Source organism: Kistimonas ophiarachnellae, from assembly GCF_057552235.1.
Genome location: NZ_BAAJPA010000005.1, coordinates 108933 through 129935 on the forward strand (window position 1 = coordinate 108933; position 21003 = coordinate 129935).

At 53.1% G+C, this 21003-nt stretch carries 19 protein-coding genes; 8 read left to right on the forward strand and 11 right to left on the reverse strand.

From position 1 onward, the window contains the following. Positions 1-9 precede the first annotated feature (9 nt). The 5 genes from AC27K1_RS07680 to AC27K1_RS07700 all read right to left on the reverse strand — a co-directional run bounded on the left by AC27K1_RS07680 (position 10) and on the right by AC27K1_RS07700 (position 6739). Positions 10-1170, reverse strand: a complete 1161-nt coding sequence (locus tag AC27K1_RS07680) for an acyl-CoA dehydrogenase family protein (RefSeq protein ID WP_487149577.1) — start codon at positions 1168-1170, stop codon at positions 10-12. Positions 1171-1217: 47 nt separating this feature from the next. Further along, a complete protein-coding gene (locus AC27K1_RS07685) occupies positions 1218-2834 on the reverse strand; it encodes an acyl-CoA carboxylase subunit beta (protein ID WP_487149578.1) in 1617 nt (538 codons plus the stop codon). Continuing rightward, complete coding sequence (locus AC27K1_RS07690; protein ID WP_487149580.1) at positions 2834-3712, reverse strand: SDR family oxidoreductase; 879 nt, start codon at positions 3710-3712, stop codon at positions 2834-2836. Before AC27K1_RS07690 ends, AC27K1_RS07685 begins: the two co-directional genes overlap by 1 nt. A gap of 14 nt (positions 3713-3726) precedes the next feature. Then, positions 3727-5550: an acyclic terpene utilization AtuA family protein gene (locus AC27K1_RS07695; RefSeq protein ID WP_487149582.1), complete on the reverse strand. Its 1824-nt coding sequence runs from the start codon at positions 5548-5550 to the stop codon at positions 3727-3729. Positions 5551-5737: 187 nt separating this feature from the next. Further along, entirely contained in the window at positions 5738-6739 is a 1002-nt protein-coding gene (locus AC27K1_RS07700; protein WP_487149584.1) for a helix-turn-helix domain-containing protein, read from the reverse strand. A 183-nt stretch (positions 6740-6922) separates the two neighbouring features. Here AC27K1_RS07700 and AC27K1_RS07705 point away from each other — a divergent pair, with 183 nt between their 5' ends. Continuing rightward, the gene (locus AC27K1_RS07705; protein WP_395177331.1) at positions 6923-7240 is read left to right on the forward strand and encodes a hypothetical protein; all 318 of its coding nucleotides are present in this window, start codon (positions 6923-6925) and stop codon (positions 7238-7240) included. A gap of 211 nt (positions 7241-7451) precedes the next feature. Then, a complete protein-coding gene (locus AC27K1_RS07710) occupies positions 7452-7826 on the forward strand; it encodes a hypothetical protein (protein WP_487149586.1) in 375 nt (124 codons plus the stop codon). On the opposite strand, the gene AC27K1_RS07715 is transcribed toward AC27K1_RS07710, so the two are convergent. Both AC27K1_RS07715 and AC27K1_RS07720 read right to left on the reverse strand, forming a co-directional pair. Further along, positions 7801-8343, reverse strand: coding sequence for a glycine cleavage system transcriptional repressor (locus tag AC27K1_RS07715; RefSeq protein ID WP_487149588.1), 543 nt, complete (start codon positions 8341-8343; stop codon positions 7801-7803). The genes AC27K1_RS07710 and AC27K1_RS07715 overlap by 26 nt on opposite strands. 104 nt (positions 8344-8447) lie before the next feature. After that, positions 8448-9032 (reverse strand): hypothetical protein, encoded by a 585-nt coding sequence (locus AC27K1_RS07720; RefSeq protein WP_487149589.1) that lies wholly within the window; start codon positions 9030-9032, stop codon positions 8448-8450. 308 nt (positions 9033-9340) lie between these two features. Here AC27K1_RS07720 and AC27K1_RS07725 point away from each other — a divergent pair, with 308 nt between their 5' ends. After that, the gene (locus AC27K1_RS07725; protein WP_487149590.1) at positions 9341-10531 is read left to right on the forward strand and encodes a class I SAM-dependent rRNA methyltransferase; all 1191 of its coding nucleotides are present in this window, start codon (positions 9341-9343) and stop codon (positions 10529-10531) included. Between the two features lie 53 nt (positions 10532-10584). Here the strand turns inward: AC27K1_RS07725 and AC27K1_RS07730 are convergent, their stop codons facing one another. Continuing rightward, positions 10585-11241, reverse strand: coding sequence for a histidinol-phosphatase (locus AC27K1_RS07730; RefSeq protein WP_487149592.1), 657 nt, complete (start codon positions 11239-11241; stop codon positions 10585-10587). 198 nt (positions 11242-11439) lie between these two features. Between AC27K1_RS07730 and rppH the strand changes: the two genes are divergently transcribed. After that, the gene (gene rppH / locus AC27K1_RS07735) at positions 11440-11937 is read left to right on the forward strand and encodes an RNA pyrophosphohydrolase (RefSeq protein ID WP_211826648.1); all 498 of its coding nucleotides are present in this window, start codon (positions 11440-11442) and stop codon (positions 11935-11937) included. A gap of 62 nt (positions 11938-11999) precedes the next feature. Beyond that, positions 12000-14276, forward strand: coding sequence for a phosphoenolpyruvate--protein phosphotransferase (gene ptsP / locus AC27K1_RS07740; RefSeq protein WP_487149594.1), 2277 nt, complete (start codon positions 12000-12002; stop codon positions 14274-14276). Position 14277: 1 nt separating this feature from the next. On the opposite strand, the gene AC27K1_RS07745 is transcribed toward ptsP, so the two are convergent. Then, positions 14278-15105 carry an NRDE family protein gene (locus AC27K1_RS07745; RefSeq protein ID WP_487149595.1) on the reverse strand — a complete coding sequence of 276 codons (828 nt, stop codon included), beginning with the start codon at positions 15103-15105 and terminating at the stop codon, positions 14278-14280. A 99-nt stretch (positions 15106-15204) separates the two neighbouring features. On the opposite strand from AC27K1_RS07745, the gene AC27K1_RS07750 reads away from it, so the two are divergent. From AC27K1_RS07750 to AC27K1_RS07760, 3 genes are read left to right on the forward strand one after another with little or no spacing between them, the layout of a single operon-like run. Continuing rightward, positions 15205-15993, forward strand: coding sequence for a sulfite exporter TauE/SafE family protein (locus AC27K1_RS07750; RefSeq protein ID WP_487149596.1), 789 nt, complete (start codon positions 15205-15207; stop codon positions 15991-15993). 3 nt (positions 15994-15996) lie between these two features. Beyond that, complete coding sequence (lgt, locus tag AC27K1_RS07755; protein ID WP_487149597.1) at positions 15997-16845, forward strand: prolipoprotein diacylglyceryl transferase; 849 nt, start codon at positions 15997-15999, stop codon at positions 16843-16845. A 12-nt stretch (positions 16846-16857) separates the two neighbouring features. Then, the gene (locus AC27K1_RS07760) at positions 16858-17691 is read left to right on the forward strand and encodes a thymidylate synthase (RefSeq protein ID WP_487149598.1); all 834 of its coding nucleotides are present in this window, start codon (positions 16858-16860) and stop codon (positions 17689-17691) included. 30 nt (positions 17692-17721) lie between these two features. On the opposite strand, the gene AC27K1_RS07765 is transcribed toward AC27K1_RS07760, so the two are convergent. Further along, the gene (locus AC27K1_RS07765; protein WP_487149599.1) at positions 17722-19593 is read right to left on the reverse strand and encodes a Na/Pi cotransporter family protein; all 1872 of its coding nucleotides are present in this window, start codon (positions 19591-19593) and stop codon (positions 17722-17724) included. A gap of 186 nt (positions 19594-19779) precedes the next feature. Beyond that, a complete protein-coding gene (locus AC27K1_RS07770) occupies positions 19780-20913 on the reverse strand; it encodes a M20 family metallopeptidase (protein ID WP_487149600.1) in 1134 nt (377 codons plus the stop codon). Between the last annotated feature and the right edge of the window lie 90 nt (positions 20914-21003).

The window sequence follows — 21003 nt, forward strand, 5'->3', positions numbered from 1 at the left end:
ATTCTCCTATCAACCTTTCTTTTTGCCCGGAAGGGTGCCCATGAGTTTGCTGATAATGCCGAGCATGATCTCATCCGCTCCGCCGCCGATAGAGGTCAGACGCATGTCCCGGTAGGCGCGGTTGATCTGGCTTTCAAACATGTAACCCATGCCGCCCCAGAACTGGAGGCAGCCGTCGGGTATTTCCCGGCACAGGCGTCCGGCCTTGAGTTTGGCCATGCTGGCCAGCTGGGTGACGTCTTTGCCGTTGATATAGGTTTCTGTCGCCTGGTAGACCAGTGCGCGCAGGGATTCGACTTCGGTTTGCATCTCGGCAAGGCGGAAATGGATATATTGGTTGTCGATCAAAGGCTGGCCGAACGTACGACGCTCGCGGCAATACTCAATGGTGTCGTTAATGCACATCTCCAGCCCCTTGATGGCCATGGAGGCGCCGAACAGCCGTTCTTCCTGGAACTGCAGCATCTGCATCATAAAGCCCATGCCTTCGGCGCCAATCCGGTAACGCTGGGGAACGCGGACATCATCAAAAAAAATCTGGGCGGTATCGGAGCTGCGCATGCCCAGCTTGTTGAGCTTGTCGGAGAGGGTAATGCCGGGGGTATTGGTCGGGACGATGATCAGGGACTTGTTTTTATGAACTTTGTCGTCTGACGTGTTGGCCAGCAGGCAGATGTAATCAGCCTGTGTTGCATTGGTAATCCACATCTTGGTGCCATTGATGACATAGTCGTCACCGTCCTTGCGTGCCCAGGTTTTGAGGCCAGCCACATCCGACCCGGCACCGGGTTCGCTCACACCAATGCAGGCGACCTGTTCACCGCGGATGGCCGGTGCCAGGAACTCTTCTTTCAGGTCATCCGTTGCAAAGCGGGCCAGCGCCGGTGTTGCCATGTCTGTCTGGACGCCAATGGCAAGTGCGACACCACCGGCACGGCTCAGGCCAAGCTCTTCGGCAAAGACCATCTGGTAGCTGTAGTCCAGACCCATGCCGCCCCAGGCTTCCGGTTTGGCAATGCCTAGCAGGCCGAGTTTACCGAGTTTGCCAAACAGCTCATGGGCCGGAAATATACCTTCTTTTTCCCAGGTTTCAGCGTTGGGATTGATCTCGTTATCAACAAACGCCTTGACTGTGCGTCGAAGTTCTTCATGTTCCGCGGTAAATTTCATCGTCCTGTCCTGCCTTGATGTTGTTCTTGTTGACCTGACTGCCGGGCTTAAAAACGGCTGATGCCAAAGCTGTTGCTGTTGAGTGTCCGCTGCCGGCTTTCACGACAGATGTCCAGCACATAGGCCAGCACCTTGCGGGTATCCCGGGGATCAATCAGTCCGTCGTCCCACAGGCGAGCCGTGCAGGCCAGTGCCGTGGAGCCCTGGGCCAGCTGTTCCGCTGTTTTGTTTTCCATCATGTCCAGCATGGCGGGATCCGCTGGTTGTCCGCTGCGTGCCATTTTCGCCTCCATCACGATGCGAAGGACTTTGCCAGCCTGTTGTGCGCCCATAACGGCAGTGGCGCTGTTGGGCCAGGCGAAAATGAAGTCTGGCTCAAATCCGCGGCCACACATGGCATAGTTGCCGGCACCATAGGAGCCGCCAATGACCAGGCTGATTTTGGGTACACGGGCATTGGCGACAGCCTGGATCATCTTGGCGCCATGCTTGATGATGCCGTTATGTTCCACTTCGGTGCCGACCATGAACCCTGTTGTATTGTGAAGAAACAGAATCGGTATGTTGGCCTGGTCGCATAACTGGATGAACTGGGCGGCTTTGGTCGCACCCGCCGGCGTGATGGGACCATTGTTGCCTATCAGCCCACAGGTGTGCCCTTCAATCGTGAGATGGCCACAAACGGTTTGCTGATCATATTCGTTTTTGAAGGCGAGGAACTCGGAATCGTCACTAATCCGTGCAAGAACCTCTGCCACATCATAGGGGGTTTTGGGGTCGGCCGGGATGATGCCCATCAGTTCTTCAACAGGGTATTTCGGTTGTCTGGCGGGATGTCGGACTTCAGGCTGTGCAGGAGAATTCCAGGGCAGCAGAGCCATAATTTCACGGGCAATGCGGATGGCATCCTGATCATTTTCTGCCAGATACTCACCGGTTCCCGCTGACTGGGTATGCATTTCTGCCCCCCCCAGCTCTTCATCCGTTGCGATTTCACCGGTCGCCGCTTTGAGCAGTGGTGGGCCGGCCAGGTACATGGTGGCCTGCTTACGTACCATGACCACGTAGTCGGATAGTGCCGGCTGATAAGCACCACCGGCAGTCGCGCTGCCATGAACGACTGTGACCTGAGGTATACCGGCAGCGGACATCCTTGCCTGGTTATAGAAACCTTTGCCTCCAGGGGCAAAGGTTTCTGTCGCATGATTCAGGTCTGCACCGCCGCTTTGGGCCAGGGTAACGGTCGGGAGTTTCTGCTGCAGGGCAATCTGTTGCAGGCGCAGACGCTTCTCCAGACCTATGGGGGTGATAGTGCCGCCTTTGACCGCAAAGTTATCCACTACCACCATACACCGGACACCGGATACATACCCAATGCCAGCAATACAGCCGCCACCCGCACTGCTGCCGTCGCGGTCGCCATACATCTTGTAGCCAGCCAGTGTCGACAGTTCCAGGAAAGGGCTGCCGGGATCCAGCAACAGGTTCAGTCTTTCCCTCGGGAGCAGCTGACCCCGTTGCTCATATTTTTCCTTTTTCTCCAGTGCTTTTTGATTGGGCAGAGCTTCCAGGGCGCGGAATGCAGTGACATGGGATTCCATCACTTCCCGGTTGCTGTGAAAAGCCTGGGAGGATGGCTGTAGGGTGGATTCAATCGCCGGCATTAGTCGTCCTCGCAGGTGGTCAGTACATCCGGTGTTTCGGCTCGGTGAAAACCATTGAATGGCGTGTTGTTTTTCGCCTTGGCCTGCATTGGCCAGAGACTGGTGCCCAGTGGGGCGCCGCCATCCACGCGAATCGTTTCGCCATTGATAAAGGCGCTGGCATCACTGAGAAGGAAGCAGATCGCTGCACTGATTTCTGATTCTGTGGCCAGTCGTTTGAGTGGCACGCTGTCTTTTAGTTTTGGAATAATGGCTTTGACCGGGCCTTCATAGGTGTCGAGTCCGCTTGAGGCAACCCAGCCCGGGGCAACCGCATTGACACGTACGCCATTGGGACCCCATTCAAAGGCGGCAGTTTTCGTCAGGTTAACCATGCCGGCGCGGGCTGCGCCTGAGTGTCCCATGCCCGGCATGCCGTTCCAGTTGTCGGCGGTAATATTGACGATGGCGCCCCCGGTCTTTTTCATACTTTGGTTATACACTTCCCGGGCCATGAGAAAGCCGCCGGTCAGGTTGGTACTGACAACGGCGTCAAAGCCTTTCTGGCTGATCGCTTCCAGGGGGGAGGGGTACTGGCCTCCGGCATTGTTGACCAGCCCGTGTATTGTGCCGCAGCGGGATAGAATCGCCTTTACCGTGTCTTTGACGTTTGTTTCATTCCGGATATCCAGCGAATACGTGAAAGCCTGTCCGCCGTCTTCTGTGATTTCCTGGCAGACGTGTTCGAGTTTTTCCGGCTTTCTGCCGATCAGGATCACCCTGGCGCCAAGGGCAGCGAGCTCGTGTGCTGTACAGCGGCCAATGCCACTGCCGCCACCGGTGACAATGATGGTGCGGTCAGCAAAGAGGTTATCCCTGAAAACAGACTGGTAAGACATGCGGTACTCCCTGTTTACGCGGTTGCTTGATGGTGGATGCCCCGAGCCAGCTCTTCAGGCACCGGAACCGGGAAATCAAGCAGTTGTTGAGCGAACGCCTTGCCCTGTGGGTCAATCCGCAGACTGGCAACACCGCCACCGCCGAGGCTGTTTTCCAGCAGGAAGTTCAGCGCATGAATGCCTGGCAGTTCCCAGCGTGTGACTTTCCCTTTTTCGGGATCTAAAACATGTTGCATCCAGTCAGAGACTGCGGTTTCTGTTAAGGCTTGCTGAATAAAGGGCAGGTATTCAGGCTGACGAGCAATGACACCAATATTGGCATGATTGCCCTTGTCACCGGAGCGGGCCAGGGCAAGTGTGATAAGGGGCACCGTCGTGTTGCAGGCAGGGAGTTCCCGTGTCGTTTTTGTAACGGAAGTCTGGTTTGCGTTCTCTCTGTGTTCCGTATCGATACTGACGGGCTGTGTCGTCCCTCCTGTGGTGGCCGAAACGGCAACGTTGTCTTTATCCAGCAAGAAGGAATAGAGACGTATAACCGGCCATACACTGGGTCTTCCTCCCAGCACACCGGTAATGCCGGGCGCCATTGCGGTGGCCGCCTGGGCTATTTCCCGGGAGAAAAGTTTCAGGGCATTCTGGTTTGTGTGGCTGACGGAAATCTTGACCACGACTTCCCGGGTTTGTTGTTGGCTGGCCTGTTTTCCGTAGGTGCTCTCTGCCCCCAGTAGTTCGATACACGTATCCTGATAGCTGCCAAGACCGCGGGCCTCGAAGAGGTGCGAGGTTTTCGTCAGAATGGCTTCTGCAACCCGTTGTCCCTTTTGTACAGCGTCGATACCCGCCAGCAAAAAGGCGACGGTACATTTGTAACCCGCCATATAGGTGGCGGATACCTTGTATTGCTCGGTAGGTGGCAAACCTGTCGAGCCGGTCACGCGTACTTTGTCTTTTTCCAGCTGTTCCAGCTGAACCTGGCTGAAGTCACAAACGACATCGGGTAACAGATAAGCCGTTGGATTGCCTATCTCATAGACCAGTTGTTCTGCCACAGTCTGACACGTCACCGTACCGCCGGTATTGTCGGGTTTTGTGACAATGAATGAACCATCCGCATGGCATTCAACGACAGGAAAGCCCATGTTGGCGTAACCAGCCTCAACGCTTTCCCAGTCAGTGAAGTTGCCTCCGGTGCATTGCGCGCCACATTCAATGATATGGCCTGCAAGACTTGCCTGGGCCAGATGGTCATAGTCGTTCAGCGACCATTGGAATTCATAGGCCAGTGGTGCGGAAACCAGCGCACTGTCAGCAATACGTCCGGTAATAATAATGTCTGCGCCCGCCTCAAGCGCAGCGATGATGCCGGGGGCACCCAGATAAGCGTTCATGGTAACGAGCCGTTCCGGCATCTCGGCGCCAGTATCCATCTCGGTGATACCGCTTTGCTTGAGTTCTCCCAGTTGTGGCATCAGGTTATCACCCTCAACCAGGGCAATCTTCAGATCCAGTCCAGCCTCATCAATCAACGTTTGCAGGGCATCGCGACAGGCTGCCGGATTGACACCGCCGGCATTACTGATGACACGAATACCTTTGTCGGCAATATCGGGCAGTAGTGGTTTCATGACATGGCTGACAAAATCCAACGCATAGCCGGCATCCGGCTTTTTCATGCGTGCCCCGGCCATGATCGACAGGGTGACTTCCGCGAGGTAGTCGAAAACCAGGTAATCCAGGCGCGTGTTTTGCACCAGCTGTGCAGCCGCTGTTTCGGTATCGCCCCAGAAGGCACTGGCGCAACCGATACGAACTGTTTTGTTGTTATTTGCACGTGTCACAGTTCAAACCTCTCAGGTGGATCAGTGAACCATACCAAGCAAGCGCTTGGTATACAACGTTGGGCAAGAAAATTTCGTGCGATATGCCTTCATGAGTACGTAGGCGTGATAGTGATTATCTGCAAGCAGGTTTGAGATGTTTGTGGGGGGGATTTTGGCAGGCTGTATACGACAGCCTGCCAAAAACTCAGGCGTTCAGATTGGGAAGGTCAAACTGTCGTTCATTATCGATCTTGGTCTGCAGGCGGGTTTTACGAAAATCTGTGGGGGATTGATCAAATGCTTTTTGAAAGCTGCGGCTGAAGTGACTGTGACTGTTGAAGCCGAGTCGGTAAGCAATTTCGGAAACGGATAAATGGCTGAGATTGCTTTGCAGCAAGAGTTTCCGGGCTTTTTTCAACCGCCTGGTCAGCACTTCTTGTCGGAAGCTGGTGTTTGCCCGGGACAATAATTTGAACAGGTAGGCTTTTGAAATGCCGACAGCGTTTGCGATTCGATCCGGTGTTATCTCCGGGTCATGCAGTTGGTTGTCAATTTCTTCATAGATGGATTTCAATCTTAACTGTTCAGCAGTTGGGCGAACCTTTTCTGTCTTTTGGGCGGATACCCCGAGCGTTAATCCGATAAGATGGGAGAGGTGCGCCGGGAGGTTGTCCAAAGCGTTATCACAATCAATCGTCTCCAGCGTTTCCAGCAAGGTTTGGCAATGATTTTTCAGAAGAAGTCCCATGCCCTGATTGGTATCCAGAAGAATAGGGCTGTCTTTGGGGAGTGAATCTGAGAGTTCGGCGACCAGCTCCCGTGGAATGGTCAGGTTCAGTGTCAGGTGGGGCTCAAAAAAATCTGCCGTCAAAGGCTTGTTAAGATCAAGTACCAGACCCTGCCCCTGGCTGAGTCGGTAACGGTTATCTCCCTGTATAATGCCAAGGCTGTTATGGAGAGGGAAAATCAAAGCCAGTTCATCGTTGGTGCTCTGGGCTATTTCTGTCGCGTTTTTATGGAGTAGATGCTCCGTCACTTTGGCGGTACTGAGTCGTATGTCGCCAAGCTTTGCGAGGTTCAGTTGACCTTGAAATACACCTTCTGAAGTAGGCGTAATAGAGAAAGGTTGTAGCTTGTTAAGAAGTGTTTCCCATACTTCAATGGGATCTTCATTAGGGAAATCGCTGGTGCTGTGTGACATGTACATCAGACTGCTCCAGTTGAGGCCGGTACAGCTGATGGCGTGTTGATTTACCTCCAGTATACTCAGGGACAAAATCTAGTCCAGTTATAGGCAAGCATTTCATCCGGAAAACGATGTAAATTTGACTCGGAGTTGAAAAACAGCAGTACAAAAAAAATTGATACTTACGTTTGGAGGTTCCGATTTATGTCAGTGGGTGAAACATATTCATCATTACAGCTTGATCAGCGCGTAGAAGATATTCTGACGATGTATTCCGCAGGTGTTATGGCCAGGATGGAAGATTGTTACCGTAAAAGCCTGCAGTGGGCACATACCGCTGAGCGTGCCGCCTATCAGTTTGGTCTGGATGCCGGTGTTCAGGGGTGCGAAGTCAACTTTGGTATTTCTGTTCTGGATAAGGCGTTCCGTCGTGGTGTGAAAGAGACGATGGAAAGTTGTTCTGATCTTGTAGCGCGTAATGATGGCAGTATTGGGGTGACGGGGTCTGTCATGCCGGCGTGAGGTTGTTGTAACCTTCTCTGGTAGTTATACAGAGTCGTCTACCTGGCCTGAAATACAGCAAAGTACAAAAGACTGTAAGCAGGTCAGGAGACAGTTTAAACCCATCCTGTTTTTCTCTTCTTTGTCTTATCTTGTTCCGGTTTCTTAAGTTATTGGCCTTGTTTCATGCACCGAAAGTCCGCGGCTGTTTGTACAGGTGTAAAGACTGACGTTGATATCCCCGTTTATTCTGAATTGCCACTTTACAGGCTTTTTCCTGTCGGGCATGCTGAGAGCGTCGCTGCTGATAGAGAATTACAAGCTAGTGAATATCGATTATCGCCTTGTCGTGTGCCAGGATCGTTTCCTGAAGATGGCTGATAACATCAATCTTCAGCAACTGGTAGAAGACTTCAACCGCCTTAGCGCCACTGCGGTGCTGAGTGGTCTCAAGGCGCGGAAGGACATCGTCCGCTATATCACCCATCGCATTGATCACTTTTCTGTGGTTGAGGATCTGGATACAGGCTATGAAGAGGCTCAGGGTGTCCTGAAAAACCTTGTCAGTGAGCTCTATGATCTCAAGCCGGAGGCAGTGGTGGCGTAACGTCGCTCTGTGTCGCTGGTGAAAATTCGACCATCAATTCAGGGGATAGCGATTCCAGTGAGGCTTTGATGGTGTCGAGATTCATGTCGGCAGGATAAAACAGTTTGGCCTGTATGCGTTGCAGTGCTTCCCCGGTATAGGGGGCAGACAGCGTATACGTGTGCATATTACCCAGGCGAACCCGTTTTTCGGTCAATATACGAGCTACGTCAGATAATAGTTCTGGCGAATGATCCGCAATAACATTAATAGCAATATGCTTGTTATATCCCTCTCTTTCCTGTGATGGTTCTATCTCCACATGAATACCTGAGTATTCAATGCCTTTCAGTGTGCTTTTTAATGCGCGAGTATGTTGTGGTTCGATCTTGAATAACATCATTCCCGTGAAATGACCTCCCATATGCGACATATTGCTTTCAATGGTGTGCCCATGATGTTGGGTCACGCTGTTACAGAGTTGTTTTTCAATGTCAGGGAGATCGGGGCCGGTGGCGGTAAGGATAAAATGACTCATTAAGCGTATGTCCTTGAGATACGGCTCCGGAAGTATAGATAAAGAAGTGGAAGGTATGCTTGAGGTGTCATTCTGGAGCCCGGCGGGGCTCCAGTGAGAGATAATTACTGGGGTGCCTGTATATCAATGCCGATGGTTGATCCCGTGTTGTCGATGACAACCGGTGCGCTGACCGGGACATTGGTATCCGCAGGAATGCCGTTTCTAGGGATGCCGTCGATCTGGAGTCCATTGGGGCCAGCAGTCATGGTTAAACCGTTAGGCAATGCATAAGTCCAGGAATTGTCCGGGTTTTGGGTCAGAGTCGCCGTGACACCCTGGTTCGTCAGCGTATAGTTGCCATTCGAGCCGCCGACGACCACGCCATCGGGTGGAGCATCCAGCATCTGGGTAATGCCATCATTGACCTGTTGTCCAAAGTCAAATGAGTAGGCGTTGTCACTGGTGATCGTATCCAGTCCTAATGATTCCGCCAGTCCTCTCTGGGTCGCCTGGCTTTGCGCCTGTTGCGCAATGTCAGACAGTGGATCATCACGGTCTTCACGGTGTTGCAGATCACCATCGTAATAAGGCGTCGATGAGGATTCGTTTTTGGGTTTTACGGTGACGGTGTCCATGATGTAGACGTCGCCCATTTCGTCACCATGGAGTTGTTCCACGTCCCCGTGAGCGATAGGTACAAGGGACATACTGGTCAGAAGTGCACTATATCCCCAGAGTTTCGGTGATGAAAAAACTGACTTTTTGCTGCTCACAATCCCTGATCTCACTATCGAATTGGTTTTTATTGTTCTGAGTGTAGCAGGGGGTATGCCCCATTCCGGACACCCTGACAAGGCGAAATAAATAATTGCCTTTTTATTCTCATCCATTATGAATACAGCTGCTGATACAGGGTTTACACCACTGAATACTCAGGCAGTAAGCCGTATAATACGCGAAATTTTTTTCTCCTGACTATGTTTTCATTGCCTGTTCAGGCAAAAGGTACTGATTTATGACGTGCGCGCCGCTGCGGCTGAAAAAAAATGCAGACAAACGTCTGCGGGCTGGCCATCTCTGGATTTACAGTAATGAGGTGGATACTGCCGCAACACCGCTGGCAGGGTTTTCCGCAGGTCAGCAGGCTGTGGTTGAATCTTCGACGGGAAAGCCGCTGGCTATTGCCACCGTCAACCCCAACACCCTGATCTGCGGACGGGTGGTCAGCCGGGATACCCAGTACACACTGGATAAATCCCTGCTGGTGCATCGCATCAAAGTTGCACTGGGGCTGCGGGAACGACTGTTTTCTGAGCCGTACTACAGGCTTGTGTATGGTGATAGCGATCTTTTGCCCGGTCTGGTGGTGGATCGGTTCGGTGATTACCTGGTGGTGCAGATCTCCACCTGGGGCATGGAAGCGGTGAAAGAGGACATTGTCGAGGCTTTGGTTAAAGTGCTTAAGCCTGCTGGCATCCTGTTCCGGAATAATGGATCTGGTCGTAAGCTTGAGGCATTGCCTGAATATATTGAAACACCCTGGGGTGAAGTCCCTGATGACGTGCCACTGATCGAAAATGGCACACAGTTCGTTGCACCGGTGCGGGAAGGCCAGAAAACCGGCTGGTTCTATGATCACCGGCCAGCGCGTGCCCAGCTTAATCAGTGGGTGAAGGGTGCCCGGGTGCTGGATGTTTTCAGTTATGTTGGGGGCTGGGGTGTTCAGGCGGCAGTCGCGGGTGCGGAAGAGGTGTACTGTGTGGACAGTTCTGCGACCGCGCTTGAGTATGTCCATCAGAATGCCGAACTCAACGGTGTAGGCGAAAAGGTGGCGACTTTTGAGGGCGATGCTTTTGCGGCACTCAAAGAGCTTCATGCCGGTGAACAGCGATTTGATGTGGTGATTGTTGATCCGCCGGCGTTCATCAAACGCAAAAAAGATATCCGTGCCGGTGAGCAGGCATATCGTCGGATCAATGAGCTGGCGATGCGACTCCTGAAGCGGGATGGTTTACTGGTGAGTTGCTCCTGTTCCATGCATCTGGAACGTGATCGTCTGCTGGATACATTGCGGGCAGCGAGTCGTCATCTTGATCGTAACCTGCAGCTGGTGGCGGAATGCCATCAGGGCGCAGACCATCCGATTCATCCGGCTATCGCTGAAACGGCTTATATAAAGGCGTTATTCTGCCGCGTCACCGTTTAACCTCTCTTGTAGAGAACAGGCAGCTTATGGGTATTCCATAAGCTGCCAACGGCTCAGCGCAGGCTGATAATAGGCCAGCTTTTTTCTCTGGCAATGGCTGCCAGGGTTTCATCCGGGTCAACTGCTACCGGTTTATCAACGAATTCCATCAGTGGTAGATCGTTGTGTGAATCGCTGTAAAACACACTGCCTTCCAGTGTTATTTCCTTATTCTCATCCAGCCACTGTTTTAAGCGGGTTACTTTACCTTCCTGGAAGCAGGGGATACCTTCCGGCTTGCCGGTATATTGCCCATCCTGAATTTCGACATCACTAGCCAGCAACAGGTCAATGCCAAGCAAGTTGGCAATGGGTTCTGTCACAAACCGATTGGTTGCGGTGATGATCATCAGTGTGTCCCCGGCCTCCTGGTGACGGCGAATCAGTTCACGCGCGTCTTTGGCAATCATTGGCACGATGCGCTCCTGGACAAATTCGTCGCGAAGCTGGTGCAGCGTTTCCATGGAATGCTCTGTCAAGGGAGCGAGGCAGCAGGCGAGGTGGGCCTTGATATCCAGCTTGCCCTGCAGGTAATCCTGGTAGAACTGGTCGTTGGCTTTCCGGTAAGCCTGCTCATCCACCAGTTTGCGATCCACCATGAACTCCCCCCAGGTGTGATCGCTGTCACCCGCCAGCAAGGTATTGTCCAGGTCAAACAGCACAAGCGCCATGTCCGTTGTTCCTCATTATTGGTGTTTCATGGCGGCATGGTAATCAAGAGCGGGGCAGGGGAACAGGCTTAAACGGAGGATTTTGATCCGGAACAACCGTTCCTGATGAACAGTAAAAGCCGCGACGGTTTTATGGTTTGCCGAAGTGGCGGGAACTGTGAAACAATGCTTGGCAATAGTTTTTATAAGGTCAACCATGTGATTGATTCGGATGGATTTCGGCCCAATGTCGGCATCATCCTGGCGAATCGTCGGGGACAGGTGTTGTGGGCAAGACGAATCGGTCAGGATGCTTGGCAGTTTCCACAAGGCGGAATCAATGATGACGAAAGCCCCGAAGATGCACTCTATCGGGAGCTTTACGAAGAAGTCGGGCTAGAGCGCGGGGATGTCAGGATACTGGCCTGTACCCGTGGCTGGCTGCGTTACCGGCTGCCAAAGCGTCTGGTGCGTCGGGACAGTTTTCCGCTGTGTGTCGGGCAGAAACAGAAATGGTTTCTGCTGGAATTGCTGGGGCCTGACGAAAGGGTTCGTATGGATCGTTCCGGTTCGCCGGAATTTGATGACTGGCGCTGGGTCAGTTACTGGTACCCGTTGGGCCAGGTGGTCGCGTTTAAACGGGAGGTCTATCGGCGTGCCATGAAAGAATTGGCGCCGCGGATGATGAGCCTGCACACGCAGGGGCTGGCCCGATGAAACAGGGAGAATGCCGTTTATCGCGGATTCACCACCTGGAGGACTGACACAGAAGGTTTGGCATGCTGACAACATTGCGCAAGATCGTCCAGGATGTCGGTGCGGCAAGGGATCTCCAGACCGCATTGGACGTTATTGTGCGCAGCGTCCGAGTCGCCATGCAGACTGAGGTCTGTTCTGTTTATCTTTATGATGAGGAAACCAGCCGCTATACCCTGAGAGCCAATGAAGGGCTCAAGCGGGAAGCGGTTGGCAAGGTCACGCTCGGGCGTTCTGAAGGATTGGTGGGGCAGGTCGGCTTGCGTGAAGAGCCTATCAATCTCGATGATGCTCCCTCTCATCCAAAATACAGCTATGTGGAGGGGATCGGAGAAGAGGATTATAAGTCTTTTCTCGGTGTTCCCATTATTCATCACCGAAATCTGCTGGGTGTGCTGGTGGTTCAGCACAAGGCTCAGCGTCATTATGACGAAGGTGAGGAATCCTTTCTTGTTACCATGTCGGCCCAGCTGGCTGGTGTCATTGCCCATGCTGAAGCAACGGGCTCCCTGCACGTCGTGCCTGCCGGAAAAAAGAAAAAATCCGTTCGTTTTAATGGTGTCGCGGGGGCGCCGGGTGTAGCGATTGGTGTCGCGGTTGTGCTTGCCCCTCCAGCGGATTTGAGCGTTGTTTCTGAAAAGAAAGCTGATGATATTGACGCCGAGCTGATCCGTTTCAATCGTGCACTTGAAGCCGTCCGCAACGATATGCGGACAACTGCCGAAAAGCTCTCAGACCTTCGACCCGAAGAACAGGCGTTGTTTGATGTGTACCTGCGCATGCTTGATGACAACGCGCTGGGGGCTGAGGTCTGCAAACTCATCAAGGCCGGTTCCTGGGCGCAGGGCGCCTTGCGGCAGGTCGTGGATGAGCATGTCCGACACTTCGAGATGATGGATGACCCTTACCTGCAGGAGCGAGCTGTGGATGTCCGGGATCTTGGGCGTCGGGTATTGTCTTATCTGCAGGAAGAAGACCAGATTTCGATCACTAATCCCGGGAAATGCGTGGTAGTCAGTGAAGAGCTGACACCGGCGATGCTCGGTGAAGTGCCTCGGGAAAGTCTGGTAGGTCTGGTATCGGTACTGGGTTCAGGTAATTCGCATGTGGCCATTCTGGCACGTGCGATGGGCATCCCCACCGTTATGGGGGCCGTGGATCTGCCTTATGACCGTATGGCTGGCCGGGAGCTTATTGTTGACGGTAATCTGGGGCGCGTCTATTCCTCCCCCTCCGTGGAAATGCTGCGTCACTATCAGAAAGTGGTGGATGAAGAGCAGCAGTTCTCCAAAGGATTGGAAGCCCTCAAAGACAAACAGTGTGTTACGCCGGATAATTACCGTATCCCTCTCTGGGTGAATACCGGTTTGATGACGGACACGGTCAGATCCCTCGACCATGGTGCAGAAGGCGTCGGCCTGTATCGCACAGAAGTGCCCTTCATGATTCGGGAACGGTTTCCCAGTGAAGTGGCGCAGAAAAAAATATACCGTGAACAACTGGCAGCGTTTGCGCCACGACCGGTGACCATGCGCACCCTGGATATCGGGGGCGACAAGTCACTCAGTTATTTCCCGATCCGTGAAGATAATCCTTTCCTTGGGTGGCGTGGTATTAGGGTCACTCTGGATCATCCGGAAATATTCCTGGTACAAATTCGGGCCATGCTCAAGGCCAGTGTTGGGCTGGATAACCTGCGGATCATGTTGCCCATGGTGACCGGGATTTCTGAAGTGGAAGAAGCGCTACACCTGGTACACCGGGCTCATCATGAGGTTCAGAGTGAGGGGCTTGATGTGCTGTTACCACCCATTGGCGTCATGATTGAGGTGCCGGCGGCGGTTTACCAGGTGCGTGATTTTGCCCGTCGGGTCGATTTCCTCTCCGTGGGCAGTAACGATTTGACGCAATATATCCTTGCGGTTGATCGAAACAATCCACGGGTTGCAGATCTCTATCACTCGTTGCACCCCGCTGTTTTGCAGGCTTTGCAGAAAATCGTGCACGATGCTCATCAGGAAGGAAAGCCTGTCGGTATTTGTGGTGAAATGGCCGGTGATCCGGCTGCGGCAGTGTTACTGATGGCCATGGGATATGATGTGTTGTCCATGAATGCGACCCAGCTGCTGAAGGTGAAGTGGACGCTGAGAAGTATGGAGCGCAGTCAGGCTAAAGCGATACTTGATGATGTCATGACCATGGATAATCCGAGAATTATCCGCAGTACACTGGAGCTTGCACTGCGTAAACAAGGGTTGGATCAGGTGATTGGAGGGCGCTGTCAGGGGGATCCTGTCTGACTCAGGCTGTCTTGATGGATTCAGCCTTTTCATAACCCGTCGTCATCCAGCCGGACTTCACCATTAACTCCCAGGCGAAACGATCTTCCACCACCCCCTCAGGCCCATAATGCTGTTCATGCCAACTGAGTCGACCATAACGGTTAAGAATCAGTGCTGTACTGGTGCGGGTGCCATAAATCAGACTGTGGATGAAGCATGAGCTGAGCAACCGTTCCCGCTCAATGCCTATGCCTGTGTCGGGAAGTGCAGCATCTTCTGGACGCAATGAATCCTGAAGCAAATCAATCAGGGCCGCTGCATCCGGTGATTGGTTATCCACTAACCGGGTAAAGCCTTCTTTCAGGCGTAACAGCTTTGGCCAGGCCGTGTCGAGCAGGTGGTTGCTCAGTCCATAGGTTCCCGGTGGCAGTTGTTGTAGACTATTTCCGTCTGCCGTCGTTTGACTTCGGTTGGTAAAATACCAGAGTCCTGTATCATCAGCGATCAACAGATTGAAGCCCGCATAATCCTGGCTGTTTGCCTGCAGTGAATGCAAATAATCCTGGGCGGATTGCTCGCTGGCCAGAAAATCATGGGTCAGGGCGCCACGGCTGATCGTACCGTTTTCACCCGGTCGTCTGAAGTTGGTGACAGCGGCAAAGCGTCCCCGGGTATTGACGCCCAACCAGGTACCGCCTGCCTGTTTGTCGAGTCCGGCAAAGAGTCCGGGGCTATTGGGCCAGTGATGGGCGGGAGCTGATGCACGTTGATAAAATTCATCACGATTGGCTGCTACGATCAGCGGCCATTCAGTATCGGGTGACCAGCGCAGGGCGATGAGACACATGCGATTCAGCCTTTTTATTGTGCGGTTGTTCCAAAACCTTTATTCATCAGGTTATCACAAGGTTCAGCGCAGTGAATACCAGCCGCAGTGGAGATTGATATGTTTGTAATCGGATTCCTGCTGGCCGGGGCAGTGGCGGGATTGCTGGCCGGACTGTTTGGCGTCGGGGGCGGTATTATTATCGTCCCGGCACTGATTTTTGTGCTTCACCTGCAGGGTGTGTCGCCGGAAGTGCTGACGCACATGGCAGTGGGGACCTCTCTCGCAACCATCATTCCTACCTCGTTGAGTTCCATTTACAGCCACAACCAGAAAGGCGGTATTGACTGGAAAGCATTCCGTTACCTGGTTCCGGGTATTTGCCTGGGGGCCGTGTTGGGTGTGGCGACGGCGGTTCGTATCAGCGGGAGTCTGCTGCAAAGCCTCCTTGGGATGTTTGCGCTATTGGTTGCCTGGCGAATTTATCGAGGCGGTCGTGAGCAGTCGACACGCAGTATGCCCGGTCCTGCGCGACTGGGAGCCTATGGCGGAGGCATCGGTTATGTCTCAGCGGTATTTGGTATCGGTGGCGGTACGTTAACTGTACCGTTACTGACCCGTTACGGAATGGCGATGAAACGGGCCGTAGGAACGTCTTCGGTATGTGGCCTACCCATTGCAATTGTTGGCGCCCTGGTCAATATGTTGCTGGGTTATGCCAATCCCCACTTGCCGGCATACAGCACAGGGTTTGTTTACTGGCCGGCGTTTATTGGCATCGTGCTGGCGAGTGTGCCCTGTGCCCGGTTGGGGGCGGTCATTGCCCACCGGTTGCCTGCGGAAAAGCTGCGCTATCTCTTTGCCTTGTTGCTGTTGGTTATTGGTCTGAAATTTATTATCGGGAGCTGACGTTTGATTCAATATCCTGCCATTGATCCGGTGGCCATTGCCATCGGACCTGTACAGGTGCACTGGTATGGTCTGACCTACCTGGCCGGTTTTGCTATGGCCTGGTGGCTTGGCCGTCGTCGTTGTCGGACATCGGGTGGTCTGTGGTCAGAGGAACAGCTGGGTGACTTGATTTTCTTTGCTGCACTGGGTGTGGTGGTTGGTGGTCGTTTTGGCTACGTGTTGTTTTACCATTTTGACTATTTCCTGCGTGATCCGCTCTGGCTGTTTAAAGTCTGGGAAGGCGGCATGTCGTTCCATGGGGGATTGCTCGGTGTCTTGCTGGCGATGTACCTCTACGGCAGGAAACTCGATAAATCGTTTTTCCAGATGACAGACTTTATTGCGCCGCTGGTTCCCTTTGGGCTCGGTGCCGGACGCATAGGCAATTTTATCGGCGGAGAACTCTGGGGACGGGCATCGGATGTGCCCTGGGCCATGGTCTTTCCCCGTGATCCCGATCAGCTGGCCAGGCATCCTTCCCAGTTGTATCAGTTTGCCCTGGAAGGGGTTGCGCTTTTCTGTATCCTCTGGTGGTTTTCCCGTAAACCCCGGCCGCGAATGGCAGTGTCGGGTGTGTTCCTGCTGTGTTACGGTATTTTCAGATTCGTGGTTGAGTTCGCCAGGCAGCCGGACAGCCAGCTTGGCTTTATCGCCTGGGACTGGCTGACCATGGGGCAGCTGTTATCGACACCCATGATTGCCGGTGGCGTATTGCTGATCTGGCTGGGTTATCGTCGATATCCCCTGGTGGATGGCGCGAACAGCGACGATCGCCAGTGGCTGGCAACCCACGGCGAAGTCAGTAAATAGTTTGGGGCAAACATGAAACAATACCTGGACCTGATGCGCCATGTGAAAGAGCAGGGCGTTTACAAGGATGACCGTACCGGTACCGGTACGTGGAGTGTGTTTGGTTACCAGATGCGGTTTGATCTCAGCAAGGGATTCCCGTTGGTGACCACCAAGAAGTGCCACCTTCGTTCCATTATTCATGAACTGCTGTGGTTTCTCCGGGGAGAAACCAACATTGCTTATCTCAAGGAAAATGGTGTGTCCATCTGGGATGAGTGGGCGACACCCGAGGGTGATCTGGGGCCAGTCTATGGCAAACAGTGGCGTTCCTGGGAAGGGCCTAATGGCGAGGTGGTGGATCAGATCGCCAATATTATTGAAGAAATCAGGACAAACCCGGACTCCCGTCGTCTGGTAGTCAGTGCCTGGAACCCTGTCGTATTGCCAGATGTCAGCATGAAGCCCCATGAGAATGCGGCGAATGGGAAACAGGCGTTACCGCCCTGCCACTGCTTGTTCCAGTTCTATGTTCAGAATGGAAAACTGTCCTGCCAGCTGTATCAGCGCAGTGCGGATATTTTCCTGGGTGTTCCCTTCAACATCGCTTCCTATGCGTTGTTGACCATGATGATTGCTCAGGTCTGCAATCTTGAGTTGGGAGATTTTGTGCATACGTTTGGTGATGCACATCTTTATTCCAATCATGCAGAACAGGTAGAAGCCCAGCTGGCCCGTGACCCCTACCCATTACCGACCATGAAACTGAATCCTGACGTTAAGAACATCTTCGATTTTCGCTTCGAAGATTTTGAGCTGCAGGATTACCAGGCGCATCCTCATATCAAGGCGCCAGTGGCTGTTTAATGGAATAAGTGTGGACCAGGCGCTGAGGATTCAGCGCTTGCCGTTGATTAACGTAAAGACGGAGCGGTTTTTCTTCCTCGGCTCCGGTGAATCAAACTGGTCGAAGGTGGGGGAGGGGTCTTCATCGTCAAGGCGCATGATGTCGGCGTTACCGCCCAGCATAACGATGACGGCCCCATCAATCAGACTGTTACAGATGGTATGCACATAACCGTTGTCGTTAATGAGCGAGCTGGCAACGAAAGAATCCACTTCTCCACTTTGAATCAATCGATCCAGTTCTCCACTGGTTAACAGGTCCTGCTGGTGCAAACGCAGTTTTAGCTGATCCGTACTGGCGATAACTTCATCCGGGCCATTGTCACTGATGATCTGAATCTCTTTCACGGTCACCGCGATGCGTCGACGCAGTCGGTTGTACTGTTCTCTCACCAGCGCATTATCGGAATGAATATGGCGTGCCATATTATTGTTCAGATGTTTCAGGTCTTTGACGGCTTCAATGAAATTCCGGCAGGCCAGTTTGGTCGCAAACAGTTCGGAAGACTGATGTCTGTCCAGCTCGCCTTCCATGACACTGCTGAATTCAAGAATATCGTTGTAAATACCCTTGATATGCCGCTTATAGAGCTTGCTGATACCCCAGTCCGGCCAGGGAGGAACACGATCACTGGTCAGCGCGACTAGGTCCCGGCTTTTCAGTAATTGCTCACTGTTGAGGTAAATGCCAAAACAAATCAGGTTCACTGTATTGCGATAAAGCCGGGCACATTCCTGTTGCAGGGCTTTCAGCGCGGCTTCAGGATGATTTTGAGCGGCTTCGGTGAGGTATATGGCTCGCTCCGTCTGGCCATCCGGCATGCTCAGAGGCAGCGTGTTGCCTTCTTCTCTGGTAAGAAACATTCTCTGAAGCTTATTTACCAGCTGAGGCAAAAATGGCATCAGGATGATTGCGCCCAGAAGGTTGAACAGCGTGTGGAACAGTGCCAGTTTCAGTGTGTAATCAGTCGCGGCAATCCCCAGAAGTGCGGCAAGCTCATCATTAAGGAGGATAAATAGCGGTAGCAGCGGAAGAATGATGACAGTCGCTACCATTTTGAAAACAAGATGGGCAAAAGCCAGACGCTTGCCATCACTGCCAGCGCTGATGGAACCCAGGAATGTAGTGGCGGTGGTGCCGATGTTGGAACCGATACACATGGCCAGTGCAGCTTCATAGCCCAGTTGTCCACTGGCCAATGCGGCGATAGTCAGTACCAGCAACGCATGGCTGGACTGCATCAGGACAGTGAGCACCATACCGGCCAGTACGAAGGCGAGAATATGTCCTTCATCACTGTAGGCAGCTAACAAGCCACTGCCATTACTGAAAGTTTCAAACCCTTCCTTCACATAATGAATACCGAGAATCAGGAAACCTAATCCAAGGATCGCGAAGCCACAGCCTTTTAGTTGCCGGTTTTTCTGTAGTTGCAGCAGGGTGCCAAAGACCAGCAGCGGCATGGCGTAGGTGGATATTTTGACTTTCAGGCCCAGCGTGGCGACCAGCCAGGTGCCGAGCGTGGAACCGAGGTTGGCGCCAAACAGAATCCCCGTGCCCTGGATCAGCGTGATCAGCCCGGTACTTAAAAATGACAGTGTGATGACAGACACCAGCGAGCTGGATTGCAGAAATGCCGTAGAAAATAATCCAAAACTGAAACTGCCCGTTCGTGTGCGTGTCGTACGATTCAGCAGTTGTTCCAGTATCCCGCCGGTGAAGACTTTGAAGCCTTGCTCGAGGCACAACATCCCAAACAGAAAGACAGCAATACCGGCGGCGATGACCTTGAAATCGGGGCTGATCCAGAAACCGTAAGCGAGCAGAATGAAGATGGAGGGCAATAATAATTTTTTTAGCATAATCCCTTGCCTGACAACCTTGTCCAATAACGATTCCTTGTTATTGGCTGTAAAACGATACTATCTGGTTATGAAAATAAGCTGATTTTACACCGTGTTATCTATTCAGCTTAGCAACAGGATGGGGGATTCGTCATGGTTCGCCGGCACATGGAAGCATGTTGCCGGCGAAATCAGGGATAGAGCTTAGTCGGCCAGGCGGGTCAGAACACGCTGAAGGAGCCGGATGCGGGGTTCAATGGAATCCAGCACCAGAAACTCCTTGTCACTGTGCATGGCGCCACCAATCGGGCCCAGGCCGTCCAGAGACGGGATACCCAGGGCTGCCGTAAAGTTGGCGTCGCTGCCGCCGCCAACGGCCTGCCAGGTGATGTCGATATTTTCTTCACGGCCGCAGGCTTCGACCAGCGCCATCAGGGCTTCAGTCTGCTCGCTGGGCACCATGGCCGGCTTGTGGGCCGTACGAACCTTTTCGATACGAATACCTGCCATGAACGGATTTTCCGCCAGTTCGTGCAGACGGAAATCAATCTGTTCGTAATCCGCGTTATTCCAGAAGCGGATATCAAGGCAGGCCTTGGCATACTCGGGGACAACATTGCCCGCACTGCCGCCGGAGACAACACCGAAGTTCAGGGTCGTGCCGGTTTCAAAGTTGGTCAGTTTGTTGAACTCAACAATCCACTGGGCCATTTCGGTGATGGCGGAAATGCCTTTTTCGGGCTCGTTGCCGGCATGGGCGGCGCGACCGTGGAACTCGATGTCATACACGGCCAGACCTTTACGGGCCTTGACCAGTGAGCCATCCGTACGGGCTGCTTCGCAAACGAGAACCTGTTTGCTTTTCTTCGCCATGGATTCAATGAAATCCTGGGAATAGATGCTGCCGATTTCCTCGTCACAGTTCATGGCAACGCAGATTGCCAGTTTGTCAGTAACGGCTTGTGGAAGATGCTTTAAGGCATAGAAGGCATTGAGCAGACCGGATTTCATATCGGCAACGCCGGGGCCGTAAGCCTGACCGTCACGGACAGACATGGGGCGTTCAGCGACGGTGCCTTTAGGGAATACGGTGTCCATATGGCCGACCAGCAACACATCATATTCGGTGGCTTCCGGCTTGTTGGTCACGCTCAGACAGGGGCCTGCCCGGTCATCCACGTGGTGGCGGGTGACATGCCAGCCAATGCTCTCATAGTGGGTCGTCATCCGGTCAGCAATGGCTGCAACGCCTTCCGGGGTGCAGGTGCCGCAATCCACATTGATCAGGGGCTCAAGATCAGACAGATAAGCATCCAGACTGAATTCAAAGGTGCTCATACGAGGTAAATCACTCATGGCGAGGGCAGAACGAGTCTGCGTTACAGGAAACGGCAAGAGGCTAAAGGACTGGAGAAAACGAATACTGAT

Excerpts from the sequence above, each read along its gene's own strand:
- AC27K1_RS07725 (WP_487149590.1), top strand. The coding sequence starts at position 9,341 with ATGACGTGCGCGCCGCTGCGGCTGAAAAAAAATGCAGACAAACGTCTG.
- AC27K1_RS07750 (WP_487149596.1), top strand. The coding sequence starts at position 15,205 with ATGTTTGTAATCGGATTCCTGCTGGCCGGGGCAGTGGCGGGATTGCTG.
- ptsP (WP_487149594.1), top strand. The coding sequence starts at position 12,000 with ATGCTGACAACATTGCGCAAGATCGTCCAGGATGTCGGTGCGGCAAGG.
- AC27K1_RS07715 (WP_487149588.1), bottom strand. The coding sequence starts at position 8,343 with ATGAGTCATTTTATCCTTACCGCCACCGGCCCCGATCTCCCTGACATT.
- AC27K1_RS07705 (WP_395177331.1), top strand. The coding sequence starts at position 6,923 with ATGTCAGTGGGTGAAACATATTCATCATTACAGCTTGATCAGCGCGTA.
- AC27K1_RS07770 (WP_487149600.1), bottom strand. The coding sequence starts at position 20,913 with ATGAGCACCTTTGAATTCAGTCTGGATGCTTATCTGTCTGATCTTGAG.
- AC27K1_RS07745 (WP_487149595.1), bottom strand. The coding sequence starts at position 15,105 with ATGTGTCTCATCGCCCTGCGCTGGTCACCCGATACTGAATGGCCGCTG.
- AC27K1_RS07690 (WP_487149580.1), bottom strand. The coding sequence starts at position 3,712 with ATGTCTTACCAGTCTGTTTTCAGGGATAACCTCTTTGCTGACCGCACC.
- AC27K1_RS07720 (WP_487149589.1), bottom strand. The coding sequence starts at position 9,032 with ATGTCCCTTGTACCTATCGCTCACGGGGACGTGGAACAACTCCATGGT.
- AC27K1_RS07680 (WP_487149577.1), bottom strand. The coding sequence starts at position 1,170 with ATGAAATTTACCGCGGAACATGAAGAACTTCGACGCACAGTCAAGGCG.
- AC27K1_RS07700 (WP_487149584.1), bottom strand. The coding sequence starts at position 6,739 with ATGTACATGTCACACAGCACCAGCGATTTCCCTAATGAAGATCCCATT.
- AC27K1_RS07760 (WP_487149598.1), top strand. The coding sequence starts at position 16,858 with ATGAAACAATACCTGGACCTGATGCGCCATGTGAAAGAGCAGGGCGTT.
- AC27K1_RS07685 (WP_487149578.1), bottom strand. The coding sequence starts at position 2,834 with ATGCCGGCGATTGAATCCACCCTACAGCCATCCTCCCAGGCTTTTCAC.
- AC27K1_RS07730 (WP_487149592.1), bottom strand. The coding sequence starts at position 11,241 with ATGGCGCTTGTGCTGTTTGACCTGGACAATACCTTGCTGGCGGGTGAC.
- AC27K1_RS07765 (WP_487149599.1), bottom strand. The coding sequence starts at position 19,593 with ATGCTAAAAAAATTATTATTGCCCTCCATCTTCATTCTGCTCGCTTAC.